At 39.6% G+C, this 19,666-nt stretch carries 13 protein-coding genes; 11 read left to right on the top strand and 2 right to left on the bottom strand.

The features are described 5' to 3' along the window. The first annotated feature begins 29 nt into the window (after positions 1-29). Positions 30-296: a septation regulator SpoVG gene (spoVG, locus tag DW963_RS11660; protein ID WP_022098993.1), complete on the top strand. Its 267-nt coding sequence runs from the start codon at positions 30-32 to the stop codon at positions 294-296. A 68-nt stretch (positions 297-364) separates the two neighbouring features. Here spoVG and DW963_RS11655 read toward each other — a convergent pair whose 3' ends face one another. Beyond that, entirely contained in the window at positions 365-1,195 is an 831-nt protein-coding gene (locus DW963_RS11655) for an AraC family transcriptional regulator (protein ID WP_117915931.1), read from the bottom strand. Positions 1,196-1,495: 300 nt separating this feature from the next. Between DW963_RS11655 and DW963_RS13820 the strand changes: the two genes are divergently transcribed. The 8 genes from DW963_RS13820 (at position 1,496) to DW963_RS11615 (ending at position 14,297) form a co-directional block, all read left to right on the top strand. Next, a complete protein-coding gene (locus DW963_RS13820) occupies positions 1,496-5,116 on the top strand; it encodes a pectinesterase family protein (protein ID WP_158568722.1) in 3,621 nt (1,206 codons plus the stop codon). 180 nt (positions 5,117-5,296) lie between these two features. Beyond that, complete coding sequence (pth, locus tag DW963_RS11645) at positions 5,297-5,857, top strand: aminoacyl-tRNA hydrolase (protein ID WP_022098996.1); 561 nt, start codon at positions 5,297-5,299, stop codon at positions 5,855-5,857. 13 nt (positions 5,858-5,870) lie between these two features. Further along, positions 5,871-9,491: a transcription-repair coupling factor gene (mfd, locus tag DW963_RS11640; RefSeq protein WP_117915929.1), complete on the top strand. Its 3,621-nt coding sequence runs from the start codon at positions 5,871-5,873 to the stop codon at positions 9,489-9,491. A 126-nt stretch (positions 9,492-9,617) separates the two neighbouring features. Beyond that, complete coding sequence (locus DW963_RS11635; RefSeq protein WP_117915927.1) at positions 9,618-10,598, top strand: aldolase catalytic domain-containing protein; 981 nt, start codon at positions 9,618-9,620, stop codon at positions 10,596-10,598. Positions 10,599-10,695: 97 nt separating this feature from the next. Then, the gene (locus DW963_RS11630; RefSeq protein WP_022098998.1) at positions 10,696-11,721 is read left to right on the top strand and encodes a branched-chain amino acid aminotransferase; all 1,026 of its coding nucleotides are present in this window, start codon (positions 10,696-10,698) and stop codon (positions 11,719-11,721) included. A gap of 132 nt (positions 11,722-11,853) precedes the next feature. Further along, positions 11,854-12,081, top strand: coding sequence for a hypothetical protein (locus DW963_RS11625; protein WP_012740132.1), 228 nt, complete (start codon positions 11,854-11,856; stop codon positions 12,079-12,081). A 103-nt stretch (positions 12,082-12,184) separates the two neighbouring features. Next, positions 12,185-13,177, top strand: coding sequence for a phosphodiester glycosidase family protein (locus DW963_RS11620; protein ID WP_022098999.1), 993 nt, complete (start codon positions 12,185-12,187; stop codon positions 13,175-13,177). A gap of 37 nt (positions 13,178-13,214) precedes the next feature. After that, entirely contained in the window at positions 13,215-14,297 is a 1,083-nt protein-coding gene (locus DW963_RS11615; protein ID WP_147347601.1) for a hypothetical protein, read from the top strand. A 262-nt stretch (positions 14,298-14,559) separates the two neighbouring features. Here the strand turns inward: DW963_RS11615 and DW963_RS11610 are convergent, their stop codons facing one another. Then, on the bottom strand, positions 14,560-15,795 hold the full coding sequence (locus DW963_RS11610; RefSeq protein WP_055286492.1) for an NAD(P)-dependent oxidoreductase: 1,236 nt from the start codon (positions 15,793-15,795) through the stop codon (positions 14,560-14,562). Between the two features lie 450 nt (positions 15,796-16,245). Here DW963_RS11610 and DW963_RS11605 point away from each other — a divergent pair, with 450 nt between their 5' ends. Then, entirely contained in the window at positions 16,246-17,880 is a 1,635-nt protein-coding gene (locus DW963_RS11605; RefSeq protein ID WP_055216401.1) for a class I adenylate-forming enzyme family protein, read from the top strand. Between the two features lie 26 nt (positions 17,881-17,906). After that, on the top strand, positions 17,907-19,652 hold the full coding sequence (gene iorA, locus DW963_RS11600; RefSeq protein ID WP_199669386.1) for an indolepyruvate ferredoxin oxidoreductase subunit alpha: 1,746 nt from the start codon (positions 17,907-17,909) through the stop codon (positions 19,650-19,652). Positions 19,653-19,666: the final 14 nt, after the last annotated feature.

The following is a 19,666-nucleotide window of genomic DNA, read 5'->3' as shown; positions in this document are numbered from 1 at the left end:
GGTTAATATAACCTAAAAAGGGGTGCGTTATGAATATAACAGATGTAAGGGTAAGAAAGATTGCTAAAGAGGGCAAGATGAGAGCAGTTGTGTCAATCACAATAGATGATGAGTTCGTGGTACATGATATTAAGGTGATTGAGGGAGAGAAGGGCTTGTTCATTGCAATGCCAAGCAGAAAATCATCAGACGGAGAGTATCGTGACATTGCTCATCCTATCAATACTCAGACAAGAGATAAACTGCAGAAGCTTGTTCTTGAGGCCTATGATAAGGCGGAGGATGTAGAGGAGTAACAATTTAACACATTTAAAAGGTCTGACTTTGACAGATGCGTTAGCGCATTTTCAGAGTCAGACCTTTTTTATGCAATATAACCCTTTGCTTCCCTGAATTTGATTGGGGAAATACCTTTTGTTTTCTTGAAAACATCCCCCAAATAATTACCGGATTCATATCCACATAATGAAGCAACATCTGACATTGGAAGATTGGTTTCAAGCAATAATCTTTCAGCATGGCTAATCCTTATTCTATTCAGAAAATCTTTAAATGTCATTTCGGTTTCATCTTTAAAAAGCTTGGACAGATAAGAAGGATTCAGATGTAAATGTTCAGCCAAAGCGGTCAAAGAAATATTGGCGGAAAAGTTCTGTTCTATGTAATCAATGGCATTCTGAATAATTGTATTCTCTGTTTGTAATGAGTTCCTGACATTTAATGACGCTGTTATATCAAAACCAGAACGGATTATACACAGAATAATTCCCTGAATTGAATGCCTTATAGTTAATGAAGATATAGAACTGTGTTTTTTAGATTCTAAAAGAACAGTATCAAAATAATAATTAATCAGGTAAGATGCTGACAGATTAAAAGTAAAGAAATGACAGCAGTATTTATTATAAAAAGTTAAGTCGGGGAAACCTGATATAATTGGTGCTACATAGTCGTCTCCTAATTCAATTACAATCCGCTCATTATCTGTACTGGAATATATGACTTTATGAGAAATATCACGTGGAATCAGGAAGATGGTTCCTTCGTTTATTTCATATAAAGCATCTCTTATTAAAATGCTGCAGCTTCCTTTGGTGAGGTAAAATAATTCCCAGAAAGAGTGTGTATGAGAAGATGACATTGAATTTTCTGGAGTGCGATATAATTTTGAAATGTTAAAATAATTTGAATTCATACATTCTCCTGAAGTTATATTTAAAGATATATTAACACAGATAAATAAATAAATGAATTGCAAAACGGAAAATTTTAGAGCAAAATAAGTGTAACATGTGCGTTATGCACAAAAAACACGTTGAAATATTGCTATAATTAACAAATGGCTAAAAAATCGAGCCAAAATTATATGTAAAAATAACTCAAGAAACAAAAAAAGCGGTAGCAAAACACATTACATAAATGTATTATGGTAACAAAAGCGGAAAACTACCGCGAAAGACACAATCGTGTGCAAATATATTTAAGGAGGATAATTATGAAGTTTATGAAAAAGCGCAAGATCAGAAGAATTGCATCATTATTCATGGCGGTTCTTATGGTTGCAGCTCTTATGCCAGGCAGTATTACTAATACTAAAGCTGATGATAAGACCGCTGATTCAGGGGTTGTAGTAGACGCTGGTACATGGGAGAATAACGAAAGAACAACAACCTGGGATTTTTCAAAATACTCAGGAAGCAGTTCACTTACTTTAGCAGAAGGTGATGAGGTTGGCAGAATAAAGGTTGCTGCCGGTACAGCATATGTTAAGACTGGTGGAGCAGGATTATCAGCTCAGAAAACAAAGGATGCTGTTATTGCTGTTCCTGTTGACCCAACAGCAACATCAGTTACACTTACTTTAAAGTTTTCTAGTAACAACAATAACAGATATGTTTATGTTGGTGACAAGAGCGGAGAGAATGCAGTTATCTGTCTGAATACAGCAGGTAGAGAGGAACTTCCTAATGCAGTTAATATCAATGGTGATAAAGAAGCTACTGTAACAGTTTCATCAGCAGCTTTTGAGGATGGTTATATTTTACTTACACCAGATACACTTGCAAGCGGTGATTCAGGTGAGATGAAGATTAAGAATTTAACATTAGTAGAATCAAAAGATAACGGAGACAGAACATGGAACTTCAGAAGCGGTTCTGAATTAATGGGTTCTAACGGAAAGCTCATTCAGGGAACTACTGGTGAAGTTAATGGCTTAGTTATTGATGCAACATCTGGTAAGTTTGATTCTACAAGAAGTGACTGGGCACAGTTTAACACAGGAGCTGTTGTTAAGATTCCAGTTAAGGGCTCATGTGAAATCACAATTGGATCATATGATGTCAGTCAGGCTACAATTGAAGGAACAGATGTCAGCACCAAAGAATTCAAGTATCAATACTCAGGTGCAGCAGGATATGTAGACTTAGTTGCAACAGCTGATGGATATATTGGAAGCATTGATGTAAAGCATATTGCAGAGCCAGAGGCTAATGTAGAAAACTTTACATTTGTTATGGATGAGCATGCTGTAGATGGTGTTGTTAAGACTGGTGAGTACAAGTTCGGAGACAGCACACTTACATTAGGTGGACAGACAGTAGGCGGAGTTATTACTCAGTATACAGTAAAGCCAGATAAGAAGGTTACAATTAATGGTGTTGAACATGATGCTTATACATCAGGTAAGAGACATGCAGATGCCAATAATATTCCTGAACTTCCAGGAGAGGGTGATGGATGTTTAGCTACATTTACACCAGCTGCCAAGGGTATGATGACAGTTTACTATAATTCAACATCATTCCTCAGAGTACATACTTTCAATGCTGATGGAACTAAGGAAGGCTTTGTTGATTCAGAAACAGGATTAACATCATATTCATTTAAAGTTGTTCCTGGTAAGACATATGTTATGTCAACAACAGGAAAGACTAATAATATGTTCTATGCTGGATACAGCTATGTTGCAGATGAGAAGATTACAGTTCCAGTAACTGTAAATAATATTGATGCAACAATTGGTAGCGGATTAAAGTTATCATTAGTAGATGACCAGTTAGGTGGAGATGAGATATCTCTCAGCACAACAACAAAATCTCTTAAGCTTCTTAAGGGACACACATACAGAGTAAGCTCTAACGATGGCGGTGTTAAGCCACTTGTAGGTGATTCACAGACATTTACAGTAACAGGTGATGCAGTTACAATCACACTTAATAACGTTCCGGATGTTGAACTTACAGGTAAGATTGTAGGTACAGATTCATCTAATGTTACAAAGCTCGTGTTTACTAATAATACTAGTGGAACAGTAAATGAAGCAACAATAACAGGAGATTCATACAAGGTTTCTGTAAAGCCTGGTGAATATACAACAAGCGTAGAGACTAAGGATGGCTCAACAACATATGACAGAGCATCTGTTAAGGCTGATGCTGAGAATGTTAATGATGTATATGTAGAGAAGGATGATCCAGCATCTAAGAGAGATTACAGCTATACAAGAGTTCCATCTCTTGCAACAACAGGTATTATTGCAGTAGAGAATGGAAAGCCTCACACAGTAGCAAGAGCTGATTCGTCACTTACAATTCCAGTAAAGGGAAAAGCTAAGGTTACTATTTCTACTTACTATGCATTCAACTTTACAGTTAATGGAGAGAAGTACGATAGTACAGAAACTGATAAGGGCTATACATCAGTTGGTACAACATCTAAGACAGATACATTTGAGATGGTAGTTGAAGGTGATGCTGTTGTTAACTTCGGTGCAACAACATATATTACAGGAATTTCAGTTATTCCTATGACAGAATTCAAGTCAGAGATTAATGTTCCTGGCGATTATGATACATTAAATGAAGCTTCAGATGCTATTCTTGGTATGCAGAACAGACCAGAAGGCGAAGCAGGCAGAGTAACTATTAACCTTACATCTGATGTATTTGAGCAGGTAGTTATGGCTGCACCATATGTAACACTTAAGGGTAATGGACATACAATTTCATGGTATTATGGTGTTGGAACAAAGTATTATTCAATAGATCCAGCAACAGGTCTTTACAATAAGACACTTGCTATGGACAAATACTCATCTGAAGAAGGAAATGGAAGTCTCTGGGGTGGTGTATTCATTGTTAGAGGTAATAATTTTATTGCAGAGAATACAACATTCCTGAATACATACAACTATTACTTAACAGAGGCTGAGAAGACAGATATTGCAGGTTCAAATCTTGCAGTAGACAGATTAGCAGAAGGCGTAGATGTATCAGATTACAAGTTTAAAGAGAGATCAAATGCTTTCTATATTGAGGCTGATAATATTGAAGTTTTCAATTGTTCAATTCTTTCATCACAGGATACACTTGGTAGAAATGGTTCAACAAATTATGGATATCACGCATATTTCAACGGTTGTACAATCGGTGGTAATGTAGATTATATCTGTGGTGAGTTTGCAGCTGTATTTGATAACTGTAAGTTACAGTGGAAGACATATAAGAATGATGAAAATAACAATGCAAAGATTGGTTACATTGTTGCACCTAAGACAAGCCCATATGTATTCAGAAACTGTGAGGTTACAACAGATGGAGCACATGGTGATGCAGCAGTATTAGGTAAGTATGGTAGAACATGGGGTGCTAACTCTAATGCATCATTTATTGAGTGTGAGACTAATGGATACATTGACTCAGAAGGCTGGACAGAAATGTCTAATGGAGAGAAGGCTTCAGCAATCTTCAATGAGTACAATAACACAAACAAGGGTGAAGCATTTGTGACAACAGGCTGCACTAATAGTACATTAGATGCTGTTGTTAATTATATTGATTCAGAAAATGTTTCTGCTGTTGATACAGTTCTTGGTACATGGAAGCCAGTTCATTATAAAGAAGTTATCTCTAAGGATGACGGTTCATCAAAGGGTGATGTAGCAGACGGTGGAGAAACAGGAAAAGACAATAATGTTAATGGAACAACAGAGTCAACAGGTGAAACTGTAAAGACTGGAGATACAGCTCCAATTGCATTATATGTAGTATTAATGCTTTGTGCATTAGCAGGAATTGTATTTGTATCAAAGAAAAGAAGAATATCTGTTAAATAATTATAATTAAATAATTGTTTAATATAACAAAAAGTCCCGCGGTCGTTATGACTTGCGGGACTTTTTGGATAAAGATAAGGTTGTCTTAACCTGTCAGGTTACAGATGATGCGTTAAGATAGCCAAAAGAAGAAATATGTTATATACTTGCTAATATATGATAATTAATCAGGAGGATGTTATGTATATAATAGCGGGACTTGGTAATCCAGGCAAAGAATATATGGGAACAAGACATAATGCAGGCTTTTCAGTAATAGACGAGCTTGCAGACAAATATAATATCAGTGTGGACACAGCAAAGCACAAAGGACTTATCGGAAAAGGCGTAATAGCAGGTCAGAAAGTAATACTTGTTAAGCCTATGACATATATGAATAATTCAGGCGAGTGTATAAGAGAAGTTATGGATTATTACAAATGTGATATAGATGATTTTATTGTTATCTTCGATGATATAAGTCTTGACGTAGGAAAGTTAAGACTCCGTGCAAAGGGAAGTGCAGGTGGACACAATGGAATCAAGAGTATAATAGCACATCTTGGAAGTGACAAGTTCAAGAGAATAAAGTTCGGAGTGGGCGACAAGCCTAAGAACTGGGATCTTGCAGACTGGGTGCTTGGGAAATTTCCTACAGAGGAATATGCAACATTAAGAGAGGCTAATAAGAAAGCATGTGAAGCTGTAGAATGCATACTTACAGATGGAATAGAAAGTGGTATGAATAAATATAACGGATAACTGGTGGTATAATATGAAAGCAATATTTGAGCCGGTGTATAATACAGCCGGTGTGGAACAACTTAATAAAGAGCTTGCTAAAGATGGCGGCAGAACAGTAATGGTAAGTGGCTGTATTGACACGCAGAAGCTGCATTTTTCAAGTGCCATAGCCAGCAATTATAACTTCCAGCTTGTTATAACCAGTGATGAGGGGAAAGCAAGGGATATGGCGGAGGATGCCAGATTCTTTAACAGCGGTAATGTAATGTATTATCCTGCGAAGGATGTAATATTTTATAACGCAGATGTGCAGGGACGACAGATTGCCGGAGAGCGAATCAGATGTATAGCAGCCATAATTGACAGATTGAATAAATCGGACATCGCCAAATCTGGAATGGAGAAATCAACAGAGAAAGTTTCAGATGGACCGCTTACAATAGTGACAACCATTGATGGAATATCAGATATGCTTCTTCCAGTCGACAGATTCAGGAGGGCAGTAATTAACCTTAAGAAGGGTGACATACTCGATGTAGAGGATATGGCAAAGAAGCTTACTGCTATGGGATTCGAGAGATTCGGAATGGTTGAAGCCAGAGGACAGTATGCCATAAGAGGCGGAATAATTGATATATTTTCATATACAGACGAAGCACCTGTGAGAATTGAATTGTGGGACGATGAGATAGACTCAATAAGGGCATTTGATGCAGACAGTCAGCGTTCCATTGAGAACTATAAGAGTTATACGGTATTTCCTGCAACAGAGTTTCTTTTTACAGAGGATGAGATAGAGCAGGGAATTGAAAAAATCAGACATGAGAAAGATGAACAGATGAAGCTGTTCGGAGCAGATAAAAGGAAGCGTACTAAGGAACAGATAGAGGCTGGCAATCATCTTAACAGAATGTTTGATGACGCGTTAAGGACAGGAGATTACAGCAAATTCATATATACATTTGCAGATAGAGTGAGCAGCCTGGCAGAGTATTTCCCTAAGGGAGATACTCTTATTGTCGTGGACGAACCTGTAAGGCTTAAGGAACACAGCGACATGACTTTCTATGAGTACAGTGAGAGTATGAAGAACAGATTAGAAAGCGGTTATGTGCTACCAAGTCAGACACATATGTTTATGGATATGGAGACAGCCGTTCTTTCAATGAACGGACATAAGCAGCTTGTGCTGACAACACTTGAATACACACCTGAATTCTTTGGGATAGATTATTCAATGCATATTGAAGCGAGAAGCATAAGCTCATATAATAACAGCTTTGAATATCTTTCAGATGACATAAGGAAGTACAAACGCAGTAAATACGCAGTTCTTCTTGTGTGCAGCTCAAGAACAAGAGCTAACAGAATTGTTGATGACCTCGGAAGGCTTGGAATTGAGAGCTTTTATACAGAAGACAGCAATAAATCCATGGCAGGCGGACTTGTGATGGTTACTTACGGAAGCCTTCACAGGGGATTTGAATATCCGCTGCAGGGCTTTGTGTGCATTGCCGAGAATGACATATTTACAGAGAAGAAGCGCAAGAAAGTAAAGAAGAAGGAGTACGATGGCAAGAATATTGCAGGCTTTAATGAACTTAATATTGGCGATTATGTTGTTCATGAGAATTACGGTATAGGCCAGTACAAGGGCATTGAGAAGATTAAGGTTGAAGGTGTTGAGAAGGATTACATCAAGATATCTTACGCAGATAACAGCAACCTTTATGTGCTCGCAACACAGCTTGACCGTCTGCAGAAATTTGCGGGTTCGGATGTTGAGAAGAAGCCGAAGCTTAATAAGATTGGCGGTTCAGAGTGGGGCAAGACTAAGTCAAAGGTTCATTCAGCTGTTGAAGAAGTGGCTAAAGACCTTGTTGAGCTGTATGCCACGAGACAGAGAATAGAAGGATACCAGTTTGGACCGGATACGGTATGGCAGCAGGAATTTGAGGAAATGTTCCCTTATGAGGAGACAACAGACCAGTTAAATGCGATAGAAGACACGAAGCATGACATGGAAAGCCGCAAGGTAATGGACAGACTTATATGTGGGGATGTGGGCTATGGTAAGACAGAGATCGCGATAAGAGCTGCATTTAAGGCGGTTCAGGAAGGAAAGCAGGTTGCTTATCTTGTACCGACAACAGTACTTGCAAGCCAGCATTTTACCACATTTGAACAGAGAATGAAGGATTTTCCGGTTACGGTAGCCCAGTTGTCAAGCTTCAGAACTTCGGCACAGAATAAGGAGACAATTGCGGAACTTAAGAAGGGCATGGTTGACATTGTAATAGGCACACACAGGCTTCTTTCTAAAGACGTTGTGTTCAAGGATCTGGGACTTCTTATTATTGATGAGGAACAGCGTTTTGGTGTTACACACAAGGAGAAGATTAAGAAGTTAAAGAATAATGTTGATGTACTTACGCTCAGTGCCACTCCGATTCCAAGAACGCTTCACATGAGCCTTGCGGGAATCAGGGATATGAGTGTTCTTGAAGAGCCTCCGGTTGACCGTGTTCCGATACAGACTTTCGTTACAGAGCATAATGATGAGATGATACGAGAGGCAATCACAAGAGAGCTTGCCAGAAACGGTCAGGTATACTATGTATACAACCGTGTAAGAAGCATTGATGAGGCGGCTGCACACATTCAGGAGCTTGTTCCTGATGCAAATGTGGCATATGCCCACGGTCAGATGGCTAAACGGGAGCTTGAGAAGATAATGTGTGATTTCGTTAATGGTGAGATAGATGTGTTGGTGTCTACAACTATAATTGAAACAGGTATGGATATATCCAACTGCAACACAATGATAATTGAAGATGCAGATCGTTTTGGACTTTCTCAGCTTTATCAGCTAAGAGGAAGAGTTGGCAGAAGCTCAAGGACTGCGTATGCATTTTTGCTGTACAGAAGAGATAAGGTACTGACAGAGGTAGCGGAAAAGCGACTCAGCGTAATCAGGGAATTTGCGGATTTCGGTTCGGGCTTTAAGATTGCGATGAAGGATCTGGAAATCAGAGGCGCAGGAAATGTGCTTGGGAACAGCCAGCACGGTCACATGGCGGCTGTAGGATACGACCTGTACTGTAAAATGCTTAATCAGGCGGTCAACAATCTTAAGGGAATTAAGAATGAGTATGAGTTTGAGACAACAATAGATGTAGATGTGGACGCTTATATTCCGGCAACATATATTAAGAGTGAGTACCAGAAGCTTGATATATATAAGAGAATTGCTGCACTTGAGAACATGGATGAATTATCAGATATGAAGGACGAGTTATCAGACAGATACGGAAGTGTGCCATCATGCGCTGATAATCTGCTTATGATTGCGCTTATCAAGTCAAAGGCACATAAGCTTGGCATGATAGAGATAAAGGGCGGCGTGACACATCAGGAATCAGGAACTGCGGTATGGCGTACGGTGATGACAGTTTATCCTAAGGCTGAATTAGACCCGGATGCTATAAAGAAGCTTCTTGACGAGTATGGCGGTGCAATACAGATGAGAGTAGACGCCAATCCTGCATTCATATGGACTGTAACAAAGAAGAAATTCACTAATGCAAAGGAATATCTTAAGGGGCTTAATGCGTTGATGGATGTGTTTATTGAGAGGCTGACGGTGAAGTAAAAATCTCACATTAACAGTTGACAACCTCAATAGATGTGTTATAATTCAAAACAGTTTAGCACTTTAAAGCGTAACGGTTTAAAGTGAAGCAATTCCAGGAGGAAATTTTACAGGAGGAAACAGGTTATGGCAGAGAACAGGGGTAATTTGACTTCATACAGACCAGACATCAAGGTTATGGACTGTACATTAAGAGATGGAGGTCTTGTGAATAATTTTGAATTCACAGATGAGTTTGTTAAAGATCTTTATGAAGCTAATGTGGCAGCAGGCGTTGATTATATGGAATTTGGATATAAGGCTGATAAGGATATATTTGATGAGAAAGAATTCGGAAAGTGGAAGTTCTGTAAGGAAGAAGACATCAGGGCTATTGTTGGAGAGAATGATACACCACTTAAGATATCAGTTATGGCTGATGTCGGAAGAACTAATATGAAGAGAGATATTCCACCTAAATCAGAGTCAGTTGTTGATATGGTGAGAGTTGCAACATACATTAATACAATTCCGGCAGCTATTGAGATGGCTAATTACTGTTCAGATATGGGATATGAGGTTACAGTCAATATTATGGCGATATCGACAGCAGGTGAGAATGAATTAGATCTTGCATTAGAGCTTCTTGCATCACAGAGCAAGGCACAGTACATCTATCTTGTTGACAGCTATGGTTCATTATACCCAGAGCAGATAAGAAGACTTGCTGACAAATACATTAAGATAGCAGAGAAGTATGGAAAGAGCGTTGGTATTCATGCACATAACAACCAGCAGCTTGCATTTGCCAATACAATTGAAGCTTGTTCAATCGGCGTAAGCCTTCTTGATGCAACAGTAAGCGGAATGGGAAGAGGCGCAGGTAACTGCTATTCAGAATTATTGTTAGGTTTCTTAAGAAATCCTAAGTTTAATATTGTTCCGGTTCTTAAGTTTATTGAAAAGCATATGGTTCCACTTAAGGCATCAGGCGTTGTATGGGGATGTGATGTACAGTACATGCTTACTGGTCAGACTAACCAGCATCCAAGAACAGCTATCGCATTTACTAAGGCAGAAAGAAACGATTATGCTAAATATTACACAGAAATTACTGGAGATGAGTAAAATTGTTGACATGGCATTTTTAAGAGCGTAAAATATGCTCAAAATCGTGTAAAACATTTTTTACATCAGTATCTTTAGATGAAAGGAAGTACTAACAATGGAAAAGAAGAATATTGATTGGTCAAGCCTTGGCTTTGGTTACATCAAGACTGACAAGAGATTCGTAGCCAACTATAAAGATGGCGCATGGGATAACGGAACACTTACAGAGGATGACAAGGTTGTCATTAACGAGTGTGCAGGTGTCCTTCAGTATGCACAGACATGTTTTGAAGGTCTTAAGGCTTATACAACAGAGGATGGTCACATTGTTATGTTCCGCCCAGATCTGAATGCAGCAAGAATGAAAGATTCATGTGAGAGACTTGAAATGCCAGTTTACCCAGAAGATAAGTGGGTAGAGGCAGTTGCTAAGACAGTAGAAGCTAATGCAGCATGGGTACCACCTTTTGGTTCAGGTGCTACACTTTATGTCCGTCCATACATGTTCGGAAGTAACCCTGTTATCGGAGTTAAGCCTGCTGATGAATATCAGTTCAGAGTACTTACAACTCCAGTAGGTCCTTACTTCAAGGGCGGTGCTAAGCCTATTACTATCAAAGTTTCAGATTTTGATAGAGCAGCACCACACGGAACAGGACATATCAAGGCTGGACTTAACTATGCAATGAGCTTACATGCTATTATGACAGCACATGAAGAAGGATATGCAGAGAACATGTACCTTGACCCAGCAACAAGAACTAAGGTTGAGGAGACAGGTGGTGCTAACTTCATCTTCATCACTAAAGATGGTAAGTTCGTAACACCAAAGTCTAATTCAATTCTTCCATCAATCACACGCCGTTCATTAATGGTTGTTGCTAAGGAATATCTTGGATTAGAGGTTGAGGAAAGAGAAGTTCTCTTTGATGAAGTTAAGGATTTTGCAGAGTGTGGTCTTTGTGGTACAGCTGCAGTTATCTCACCTGTTGGAAAGATTAACGACCATGGTAAGGAAATCTGCTTCCCAAGCGGAATGGAGAAGATGGGTCCTACAATCCAGAAGCTCTATGATACATTAACAGGTATCCAGATGGGCAAGATTGAAGCTCCTAAGGGATGGATTTACACAATCGCTTAATTGATATTCTTTAAATGTTTATTCGGTCTGGACAAGTGTTCAGACCGATTTTTTAATTTTCTAAAGTGGATTTTACATTAAAAATGTGATAACATACTAATATAACAGACGTTAGTAAAGAGGTGCAGCAGTATGTCAGAAGTCGGAACTAATGAACGTTTATTGCGTTCTGATGTAACATTAGAAGAAAGCAGAAAGATAGAGAGAGTTCTTAGAAGAAACAATATATCATATTTTGAGAAGTGGAATTTCCACACAGGCGTGTTCAAGTTCCTTAATAACAGCAAGAATTCTAAGTGTGATATCTATGTTCATATGGATTCTATGGACAAGGCAAAGGAATTGCTTGCTGATATGTAGAATATATTTATAACAGAATATGTCTAAAATAATGGTCAGAGTGATTTACTCTGGCCTTTTTTTATGCTATAATTTTTTCACTTTGTGTGAAAGGATAGAAATTATGACAAAGAAAAGGATAGCATTGAAAATAGTAAGGAGAGTAGGAATATGTATTCTTACCACAGTGGTTCTGCTTCTTATAGGGCTGTTAGGCGTTGTAAGAATTATGGAATTCGGACCATCAAAGACAGCAAGAAATCTGTTTGTTAATTCAGCAATGGAATCAAGTGCAGGAGGAATACTTGTAACACTATTTTTTTCAGATGAAGAGATAGCCAGAATAAGAGCAATCAATTCCATACAGAAGACAGATGAAGTGACAGATTCTTCGCTTATATCAGATACAACAATTCTTACACAAGAAGAAAAATCAATGATAGAGGTTATTGATATAGAGAAGGATACTTACAGAGGTAAGATGATGATTGTAAGAGACCCATCAAGAGTTATGGTAGGAACAAGCGGAGAATATGGGAAAAGCTGTAAGGGAAAGAAAGTATCAGAGATAGCGGAAAGCTATGGCGCAATAGCTGCGACTAATGCCGGCGGTTTTCGGGATGCAGGAGGAGTAGGAACAGGTGGCGAGCCGGATGGACTTGTTATATCAGAAGGCAGGTTAAAGTGGGGGTCACTGGGAACAACTTATGGAATTATAGGTATAGACAATAATAATGTACTTGTAGTGGGAGATATGACAGCACAGGCGGCACTTGACCGGGGAGTAAGAGATGCCGTAAGTTTCGGGCCGGTGCTTGTTGTTAATGGAGAAGCGGTTGAAGTTAATGGGAGCGGAAGCGGTCTTAATCCAAGAACAGCAATCGGACAGAGAGAAGATGGTTCAATACTGCTTGTAGTAATAGATGGACGCCAGGTAAACAGTCTGGGAGCGTCATATTCAGATGTGATAGAGCTCATGCTTGAGTATGGTGCAGTTAATGCGGCTAATCTTGATGGTGGTTCATCATCACTTATGTATTACAATGGAGAATACATCAACAGTTGTGCATCAATGTATGGACCAAGAGATTTACCGACAACAATAATTGTTAAATAAATGTTTAAAAAGGGGCATGCCGGAGGCTGAGAAAATAATGATTAAAAAGACAATAAAAATCCCGTTATTCTGGAAAATATATATAATAGTTGTCACCATAGTACTGATAGGATTTGTTGTACTGTGGAGCATCCTGTGGACAGCTTTAAAAAAGTATGAGCAGTCACGACCAGAGTATGCTATGGATAAGATAACTGAACAGATACAATTACAGGATACAGGAGATTTCACAAAGTATGTACACACGGGGGAAAACGCTTATGAAGGCAGTGAAGCGTTAGATGAAGCTGTGAGAGAATATATTAAAAATGTATTATGTGAGGGAGCGTGGGCATACACTAAGAAATCTGGTGAGTACACTAATGATAATCCGGTATATCAGTTAAAGAAAGATGGGCAGAAAACAGATATAATAATATATCTTGAGAAAAGAAGTAAAAATGAGTGGACAATTGCGGATGTGTCAGGACTTAGCTGTGAAGGAAAGACCTATGAGATAATAGTTCCGGAGAATTCAGAAGTGACAGTTGATGGTAATAAGCTAGGAAGTGAATATGTAACAGAAACTAAAGATGCAGAAGTACTAAGTAATGTTGCCAAACACATTAATATGCCTAAGACAACAACATATCATATAGAGAATGTATATAAAGAACATGAAATAAAAGCAACAGGTCCTGTGTATAACAGTGAACTGGAGCTTATAAGCAGCACAGATAATGTATATGAATTTGGATTTGAAGCTAACGGCAAGCTGATAGAGGAACAGGAAAGCCGCATAAAAGAGATTACAGAAATTTACGGTAAATATGTAGTTAATTATGAAGGCTTTGCAAAGCTTTCACCATACATACTGCCTGGCTCATATGCATACTCATACCTGTCCAGAATATCAAAGACTAATATATGGTTAGAAGTAAGCAGGGAACCAGCATTCAGTGATATGAAAGTATATAATTACCAGTCATATACAAAAGATTGTTTTTCATGTGAAGTAAGTTTTGATTTACAAGTATCCTATAACAGTGGCAGTTTCAAAGATTACCCTACTCATATGGAGTATATATTCGTAAAAAGAAGCGGCAAGTGGTACATAGCGGATATGGTGATGTTGAAGTAATTGCCAGTAATTTAGGAATTAGTTTATATTTCATAAAAAATCGTTTACAACTGAAGCTCGATTTATTACGAGCTGTGTGGGAGTTAATGCCGTTATATGCATAAGGTCTGTGAGTGAAAGCTCGTTCAAGCGAAGCGCGTTTGCTTTCACTCACAGTAATAAACATTGCAGATGACGGCATTTACTCCCACTAAGCGTAGTAATCCATGAGAGCGTAAGCTGTAGACGATTTTTTTATGGCAAAATGTAAACAGCAATCCCTTTATTCACTATCTTTCGGCAGAGACTGCATATACTGATGCATTGATTCTGCCACTATCTTGCTGTGTGCGACAGCTTCTACTACGGTTCTTGCACCGTTTACAACATCACCTGATGCAAATATACCAGGACGGCTTGTGTGACCAGTCTCGTCTGCGTCAAGAAGTCCCCTTGCAGTAGCCTTAAGACCTGTTGTTGTGTTGACAATACGGTTCTGAGGTCCCTGACTGATAGAGATGATAACACTGTCTGAGTGGTGAAGTGTATCAGTTCCTTCTACATCAGTGAAAGTTCCATCCTCATTCTCAATAATATCCCTGAATATAACACCGTCATCCTTAATCTCAACCGGGCGTTTGTTATATTCAAATGTGATTCCTTCAAGCTGTGCATAGCTGAATTCATATTTGCTTGCAGCAACTTCCTTAGTGATAGAGAAACAGATGACATTGCGAGAGCCCTTTCTCTTGGCAGTTCTTGCAACGTCCATAGCGGCATTACCGGCACCGATAACAATAACAGTTTCACCGAGGTGGTAGCTGTCAGGGTTATTGAGGTAATTGATACCAAAGTGGACATTACCGAAAGTCTCTCCTTTAATATGAAGAGAGTTAGGCTTCCATACGCCAGTACCAATGAATATAGATTTGTAGCCGTCACGGAACAAATCATCAATTCCGATTGCACCACCGATAGTGGTGTTAGGACGAATTTTGATTCCCTTTAAGGCAAGATGTCTGTATTCAATGTCGTCAAGAACAGTCTTAGGAAGTCTGAATTCCGGAATACCGTATCTTAATACGCCGCCAATCTTGTCCTTTCCTTCAAATATAGTAACCTGATATCCGTATCTTGCCAGAATAATTGCAATAGTGATACCGGCAGGACCTGAACCGATGATTGCGACTCTCATGCCGTTAGAAGGCTTAGGACCTTCAGTCATCTGGTTGGCATATGTACTTGAGATATAATTCTCAATAGTAGAAAAATGTACAGGAGCGCCCTTTCTTCCAAGTACACAGTGACCTTCACACTGGTTCTCGTGATTGCAGATGAGACTGCACACGGTAGTAAGCGGGTTGTTCTCGAAAAGCATTTTACCAGCTTCGTTAAGCTTATTCTCTTTAAGTAAACGGATTGCCATAGGAATGTTAGTGTTAATAGGACATCCCTTCTGACACTGAGGTACTTTGCACTGTAAACAGCGGTTCGCCTCATCCATAACATGTAAAGCCATAATATATCCCCCTTTAAAGATGTTATATAGTAGATTGCATGTGTGCGTCCGGTAGGCCGGCTGTCCGGCACCTGTCTGTGGTGCAGGAATTCAGTGTGTCTCGCTTAGCAGGAGTAAAAGCCGCTGTCTGCAGAGTCTATTACATCGCTCAAAAGCAAACGCGCTTCGCTTGGACGAGCTTTTGTGCACTGCACTTATGCGGACAGCGGCTTAACTCCTGCACAGCTCGTCACAATTCATTCCTGCACCACAGACAGGTGCCGGACAGCCGGATACACACGCGCAACTTAACTAACTAAATCATAGCATTTTTTAAGAGGGAATTAAAGGGGAAGTTTGACGAAAGCGTGGCTGAAAGGCGGGCTGTTTTATGGATTTTTTTGGCAAAATATAGTATGATATAATTTAATGAAATTGCATGCTGTCGGGGGCAGCAGGGAAGGAATTATTATGCCAGTTACAGAGTACTTAGAGCGCAATGCAAGAGAATATCCAGACGAGGTTGCATTGGTAGAGCTTAATCCTGATGAGAAGGATACAAGAAGGATGACATGGAAGGAGTTCGGGCTTATTGAGCCTACAACTTATTCTCCATACCGCAGGGAGATTACATGGAGCGTATTTAATGAGAAAGCTAACAGATTCGCCAACATGCTTATCGGCAGAGGAATCAAGAAGGGCGATAAGGTAGCTATTATTATGTATAACTGCCTTGAATGGCTTCCTATATATTTCGGAGTGTTAAAGACAGGTGCGATAGCAGTGCCTTTCAACTTCAGATATGATTCAGACGAAATCTATTACTGTGCAGAGCTTGCAGAAGTAGATGTTATCGTATTTGGGCCACAGTTTATCGGACGAATTGAAGTAAATGCTGAGAGATTATCAAAGGGAAGACTTCTTATCTATGTTGGAGATAACTGTCCAAGCTTTGCAGAAAGCTACCGTGAACTGGTTGCTGACTGTTCAAGTAAAGCACCTGATGTGACTATAACAGAAGACGATTATGGTGCAATATATTTTTCATCAGGAACAACAGGATTTCCTAAGGCAATACTTCATAAGCACAGAAGTCTTACACAGGCTGCCGAGATGGAGCAGAAGCATCATGGAACTGGAAGATATGATACATTTTTATGTATTCCGCCGCTTTACCATACAGGAGCTAAGTTCCACTGGATGGGAAGTCTTGTGGCAGGAAGCAAAGCAGTACTTCTTAAGGGAACTAAGCCTGAGACAATTCTTAAGGCTGTATCAGATGAAGAATGTACAATCGTGTGGCTGTTAGTGCCTTGGGCTCAGGATATATTAGATGCACTCGACAGAGGAGACATCAAGTTATCAGATTACAGACTTGATCAGTGGAGACTTATGCATATAGGTGCACAGCCGGTTCCACCTTCACTTATCAAGAGATGGAAAGAGTACTTCCCTAAGCACCAGTATGATACCAACTATGGACTTTCAGAATCAACAGGTCCGGGCTGCGTACATCTTGGCGTTGAGAATATCAATAAAGTTGGTGCTATCGGAATTCCGGGCTACAGATGGGAATGTAAGATAGTCGATGAAGACGGTAATACAGTAAAACAGGGCGATGTCGGAGAACTCTGCGTTAAAGGACCTGGTGTCATGACATGTTATTACCGCAACGAGGAAGCTACTAAGGAAGTTCTTAAGGATGGCTGGTTATATACAGGTGATATGGCTATGCAGGATGAGGACGGTTTCTACTTCCTTGTAGACAGAAAGAAAGACGTTATCGTAAGTGGTGGAGAAAACATTTATCCGGTTCAGATAGAGGACTTCATCAGAAGATTTAATAAAGTTAAAGATGTAGCTGTTATCGGACTTCCAGACCATAGACTGGGCGAAAAGACAGCGGCTATCATAGAAGTTAAGGACGGAGTTACATGTACTAAGGAAGAGATAGAAGACTTCTGCATGGAGCTTCCAAGATACAAGCGTCCGAAAGAAATTATATTTGCAGATATTCCGCGTAATGCTACAGGAAAGATTGAGAAGCCGAAGCTTCGTAAGATGTACGGCGCAGACAGACTTGTAGAACAGGAAAATAAAGGCTGATAAGAATACATAGAATGGAGATTGTTATGAGAGAATTAATGCTGGGCAATAAGGCAGTTGCAAGAGGAATGTATGAAGCAGGCTGTAAGGTAATATCAAGTTATCCGGGAACACCAAGTACAGAGATAACAGAAGAAGCAGCAAAATACGATGAGATATACTGCGAGTGGGCGCCTAATGAAAAGGTTGCATTAGAGGCAGCACACGGAGCAACACTCGGTGGAGTAAGAGCAGCATGTGCAATGAAGCATGTTGGTTTAAATGTGGCAGCAGACCCGTTATTTACAATATCATATCAGGGACTTAACGCAGGACTTGTAATCTGTGTAGCAGATGACCCGGGAATGCACTCATCACAGAACGAACAGGATTCAAGACATTATGCATTTGCAGCCAAAGTACCTATGCTTGAGCCTGCAGATTCAGAAGAATCAAGGCTTTTCGTTAAGGAAGCATATGAGATATCAGAGAAGTACAATACACCAGTATTTATCAAAATGTGTACAAGAGTTGCACATTCACAGAGTGTTGTATGTCCTGAGGAAAGAGTAGAGCCTGCACAGGTTCCTTATGTAAAAGACCCAACTAAGGTCATGATGACTAAGAATTCAAGAGATGCACATGTAAGAGTTGAGCAGAGAACACTTGACCTTATACAGTATGCAGAGACAAGTGGAATTAACAGAATTGAAGAGTGTGCAGAGGGAAGCCTTGTCAATGGCAAGAAGATTGGTGTAATCACATCTTCAACATCATACCAGTATACTAAGGAAGTATTTGGAGATAAGGTAAGCGTACTTAAGCTTGGAATGGTATATCCACTTCCAGAGAAGCTTATCAAAGATTTTGCAGAGGGCAAGGATGAAATCTATGTAATAGAGGAGCTTGATCCTATCATTGAGAACCACTGCAAGCAGTTAGGAATACAGGTTCATGGTAAGGACACATTTCCAATATGTGGAGAGTTCTCACAGAATCTTATTAAGAAATGTATGGGAATGGAAGAACCAGAATTCACATCAATAGATGCACAGATTCCGGGAAGACCACCTGTTATGTGTGCAGGCTGCCCACACAGAGGAATATTCTACATTCTTCACAAGAAAAAGATTATGGTATATGGAGATATCGGATGTTATACATTGGGCGCAGTTGCACCACTTAATGCAATGGACCTTAATGTCTGCATGGGTGCGTCATGCTCAGGACTTCATGGCTTTAACAAGGCTATGGGAGAAGCTGGTGAGAGCAACAGCGTAGGTGTTATCGGAGATTCAACATTTATGCATTCAGGAATGACTGGAATTACAGATATATCTTACAACATGAGTAATTCAACAGTAATTATTCTTGATAACTCAATCACAGGTATGACAGGACATCAGCAGAATCCTACAACTGGTAAGAACTTAAGAGGCGAGCCGGCAGGCAAGGTTGACCTTGAAGCATTATGCAGGGCTTTAGGCTTTAACAGAGTAAGAGTTGTTGACCCATACGACCTCGCAGCAGTTGAGACAGCAGTGACAGAGGAGCTTGCAGCTAAAGAACCGTCTATAATCATAAGCAGAAGACCATGTGTAATGATTAAGGGAACTGTCCATAAGCCTGCAATAGCAATTAATCAGGACAAATGTAAAGGCTGTAAGGCATGTATGCAGATTGGCTGTCCTGCTATATCATTCAAGGATAAGAAAGCACATATTGACCCAACATTATGTATCGGATGTGAAGTGTGCAAGCAGATGTGCAGATTCGATGCAATAGGAATGTAAGTATAGACAGGTAA

Source organism: Eubacterium sp. AM46-8 (assembly GCF_003466705.1).
In the GTDB taxonomy this organism is placed as follows: Bacteria; Bacillota; Clostridia; order Lachnospirales; family Lachnospiraceae; genus Lachnospira.
The sequence above is the reverse complement of the archived record's forward strand: the minus strand, read 5'-3'. Positions and strand labels throughout refer to the sequence as shown.

Coding starts and splice junctions, on each gene's coding strand:
- DW963_RS11635 (WP_117915927.1), top strand. CDS start 9,618: ATGGCAGAGAACAGGGGTAATTTGACTTCATACAGACCAGACATCAAG.
- DW963_RS11625 (WP_012740132.1), top strand. CDS start 11,854: ATGTCAGAAGTCGGAACTAATGAACGTTTATTGCGTTCTGATGTAACA.
- DW963_RS11615 (WP_147347601.1), top strand. CDS start 13,215: ATGATTAAAAAGACAATAAAAATCCCGTTATTCTGGAAAATATATATA.
- iorA (WP_199669386.1), top strand. CDS start 17,907: ATGAGAGAATTAATGCTGGGCAATAAGGCAGTTGCAAGAGGAATGTAT.
- spoVG (WP_022098993.1), top strand. CDS start 30: ATGAATATAACAGATGTAAGGGTAAGAAAGATTGCTAAAGAGGGCAAG.
- DW963_RS11610 (WP_055286492.1), bottom strand. CDS start 15,795: ATGGCTTTACATGTTATGGATGAGGCGAACCGCTGTTTACAGTGCAAA.
- pth (WP_022098996.1), top strand. CDS start 5,297: ATGTATATAATAGCGGGACTTGGTAATCCAGGCAAAGAATATATGGGA.
- DW963_RS11655 (WP_117915931.1), bottom strand. CDS start 1,195: ATGAATTCAAATTATTTTAACATTTCAAAATTATATCGCACTCCAGAA.
- DW963_RS13820 (WP_158568722.1), top strand. CDS start 1,496: ATGAAGTTTATGAAAAAGCGCAAGATCAGAAGAATTGCATCATTATTC.
- DW963_RS11620 (WP_022098999.1), top strand. CDS start 12,185: ATGACAAAGAAAAGGATAGCATTGAAAATAGTAAGGAGAGTAGGAATA.
- mfd (WP_117915929.1), top strand. CDS start 5,871: ATGAAAGCAATATTTGAGCCGGTGTATAATACAGCCGGTGTGGAACAA.
- DW963_RS11630 (WP_022098998.1), top strand. CDS start 10,696: ATGGAAAAGAAGAATATTGATTGGTCAAGCCTTGGCTTTGGTTACATC.
- DW963_RS11605 (WP_055216401.1), top strand. CDS start 16,246: ATGCCAGTTACAGAGTACTTAGAGCGCAATGCAAGAGAATATCCAGAC.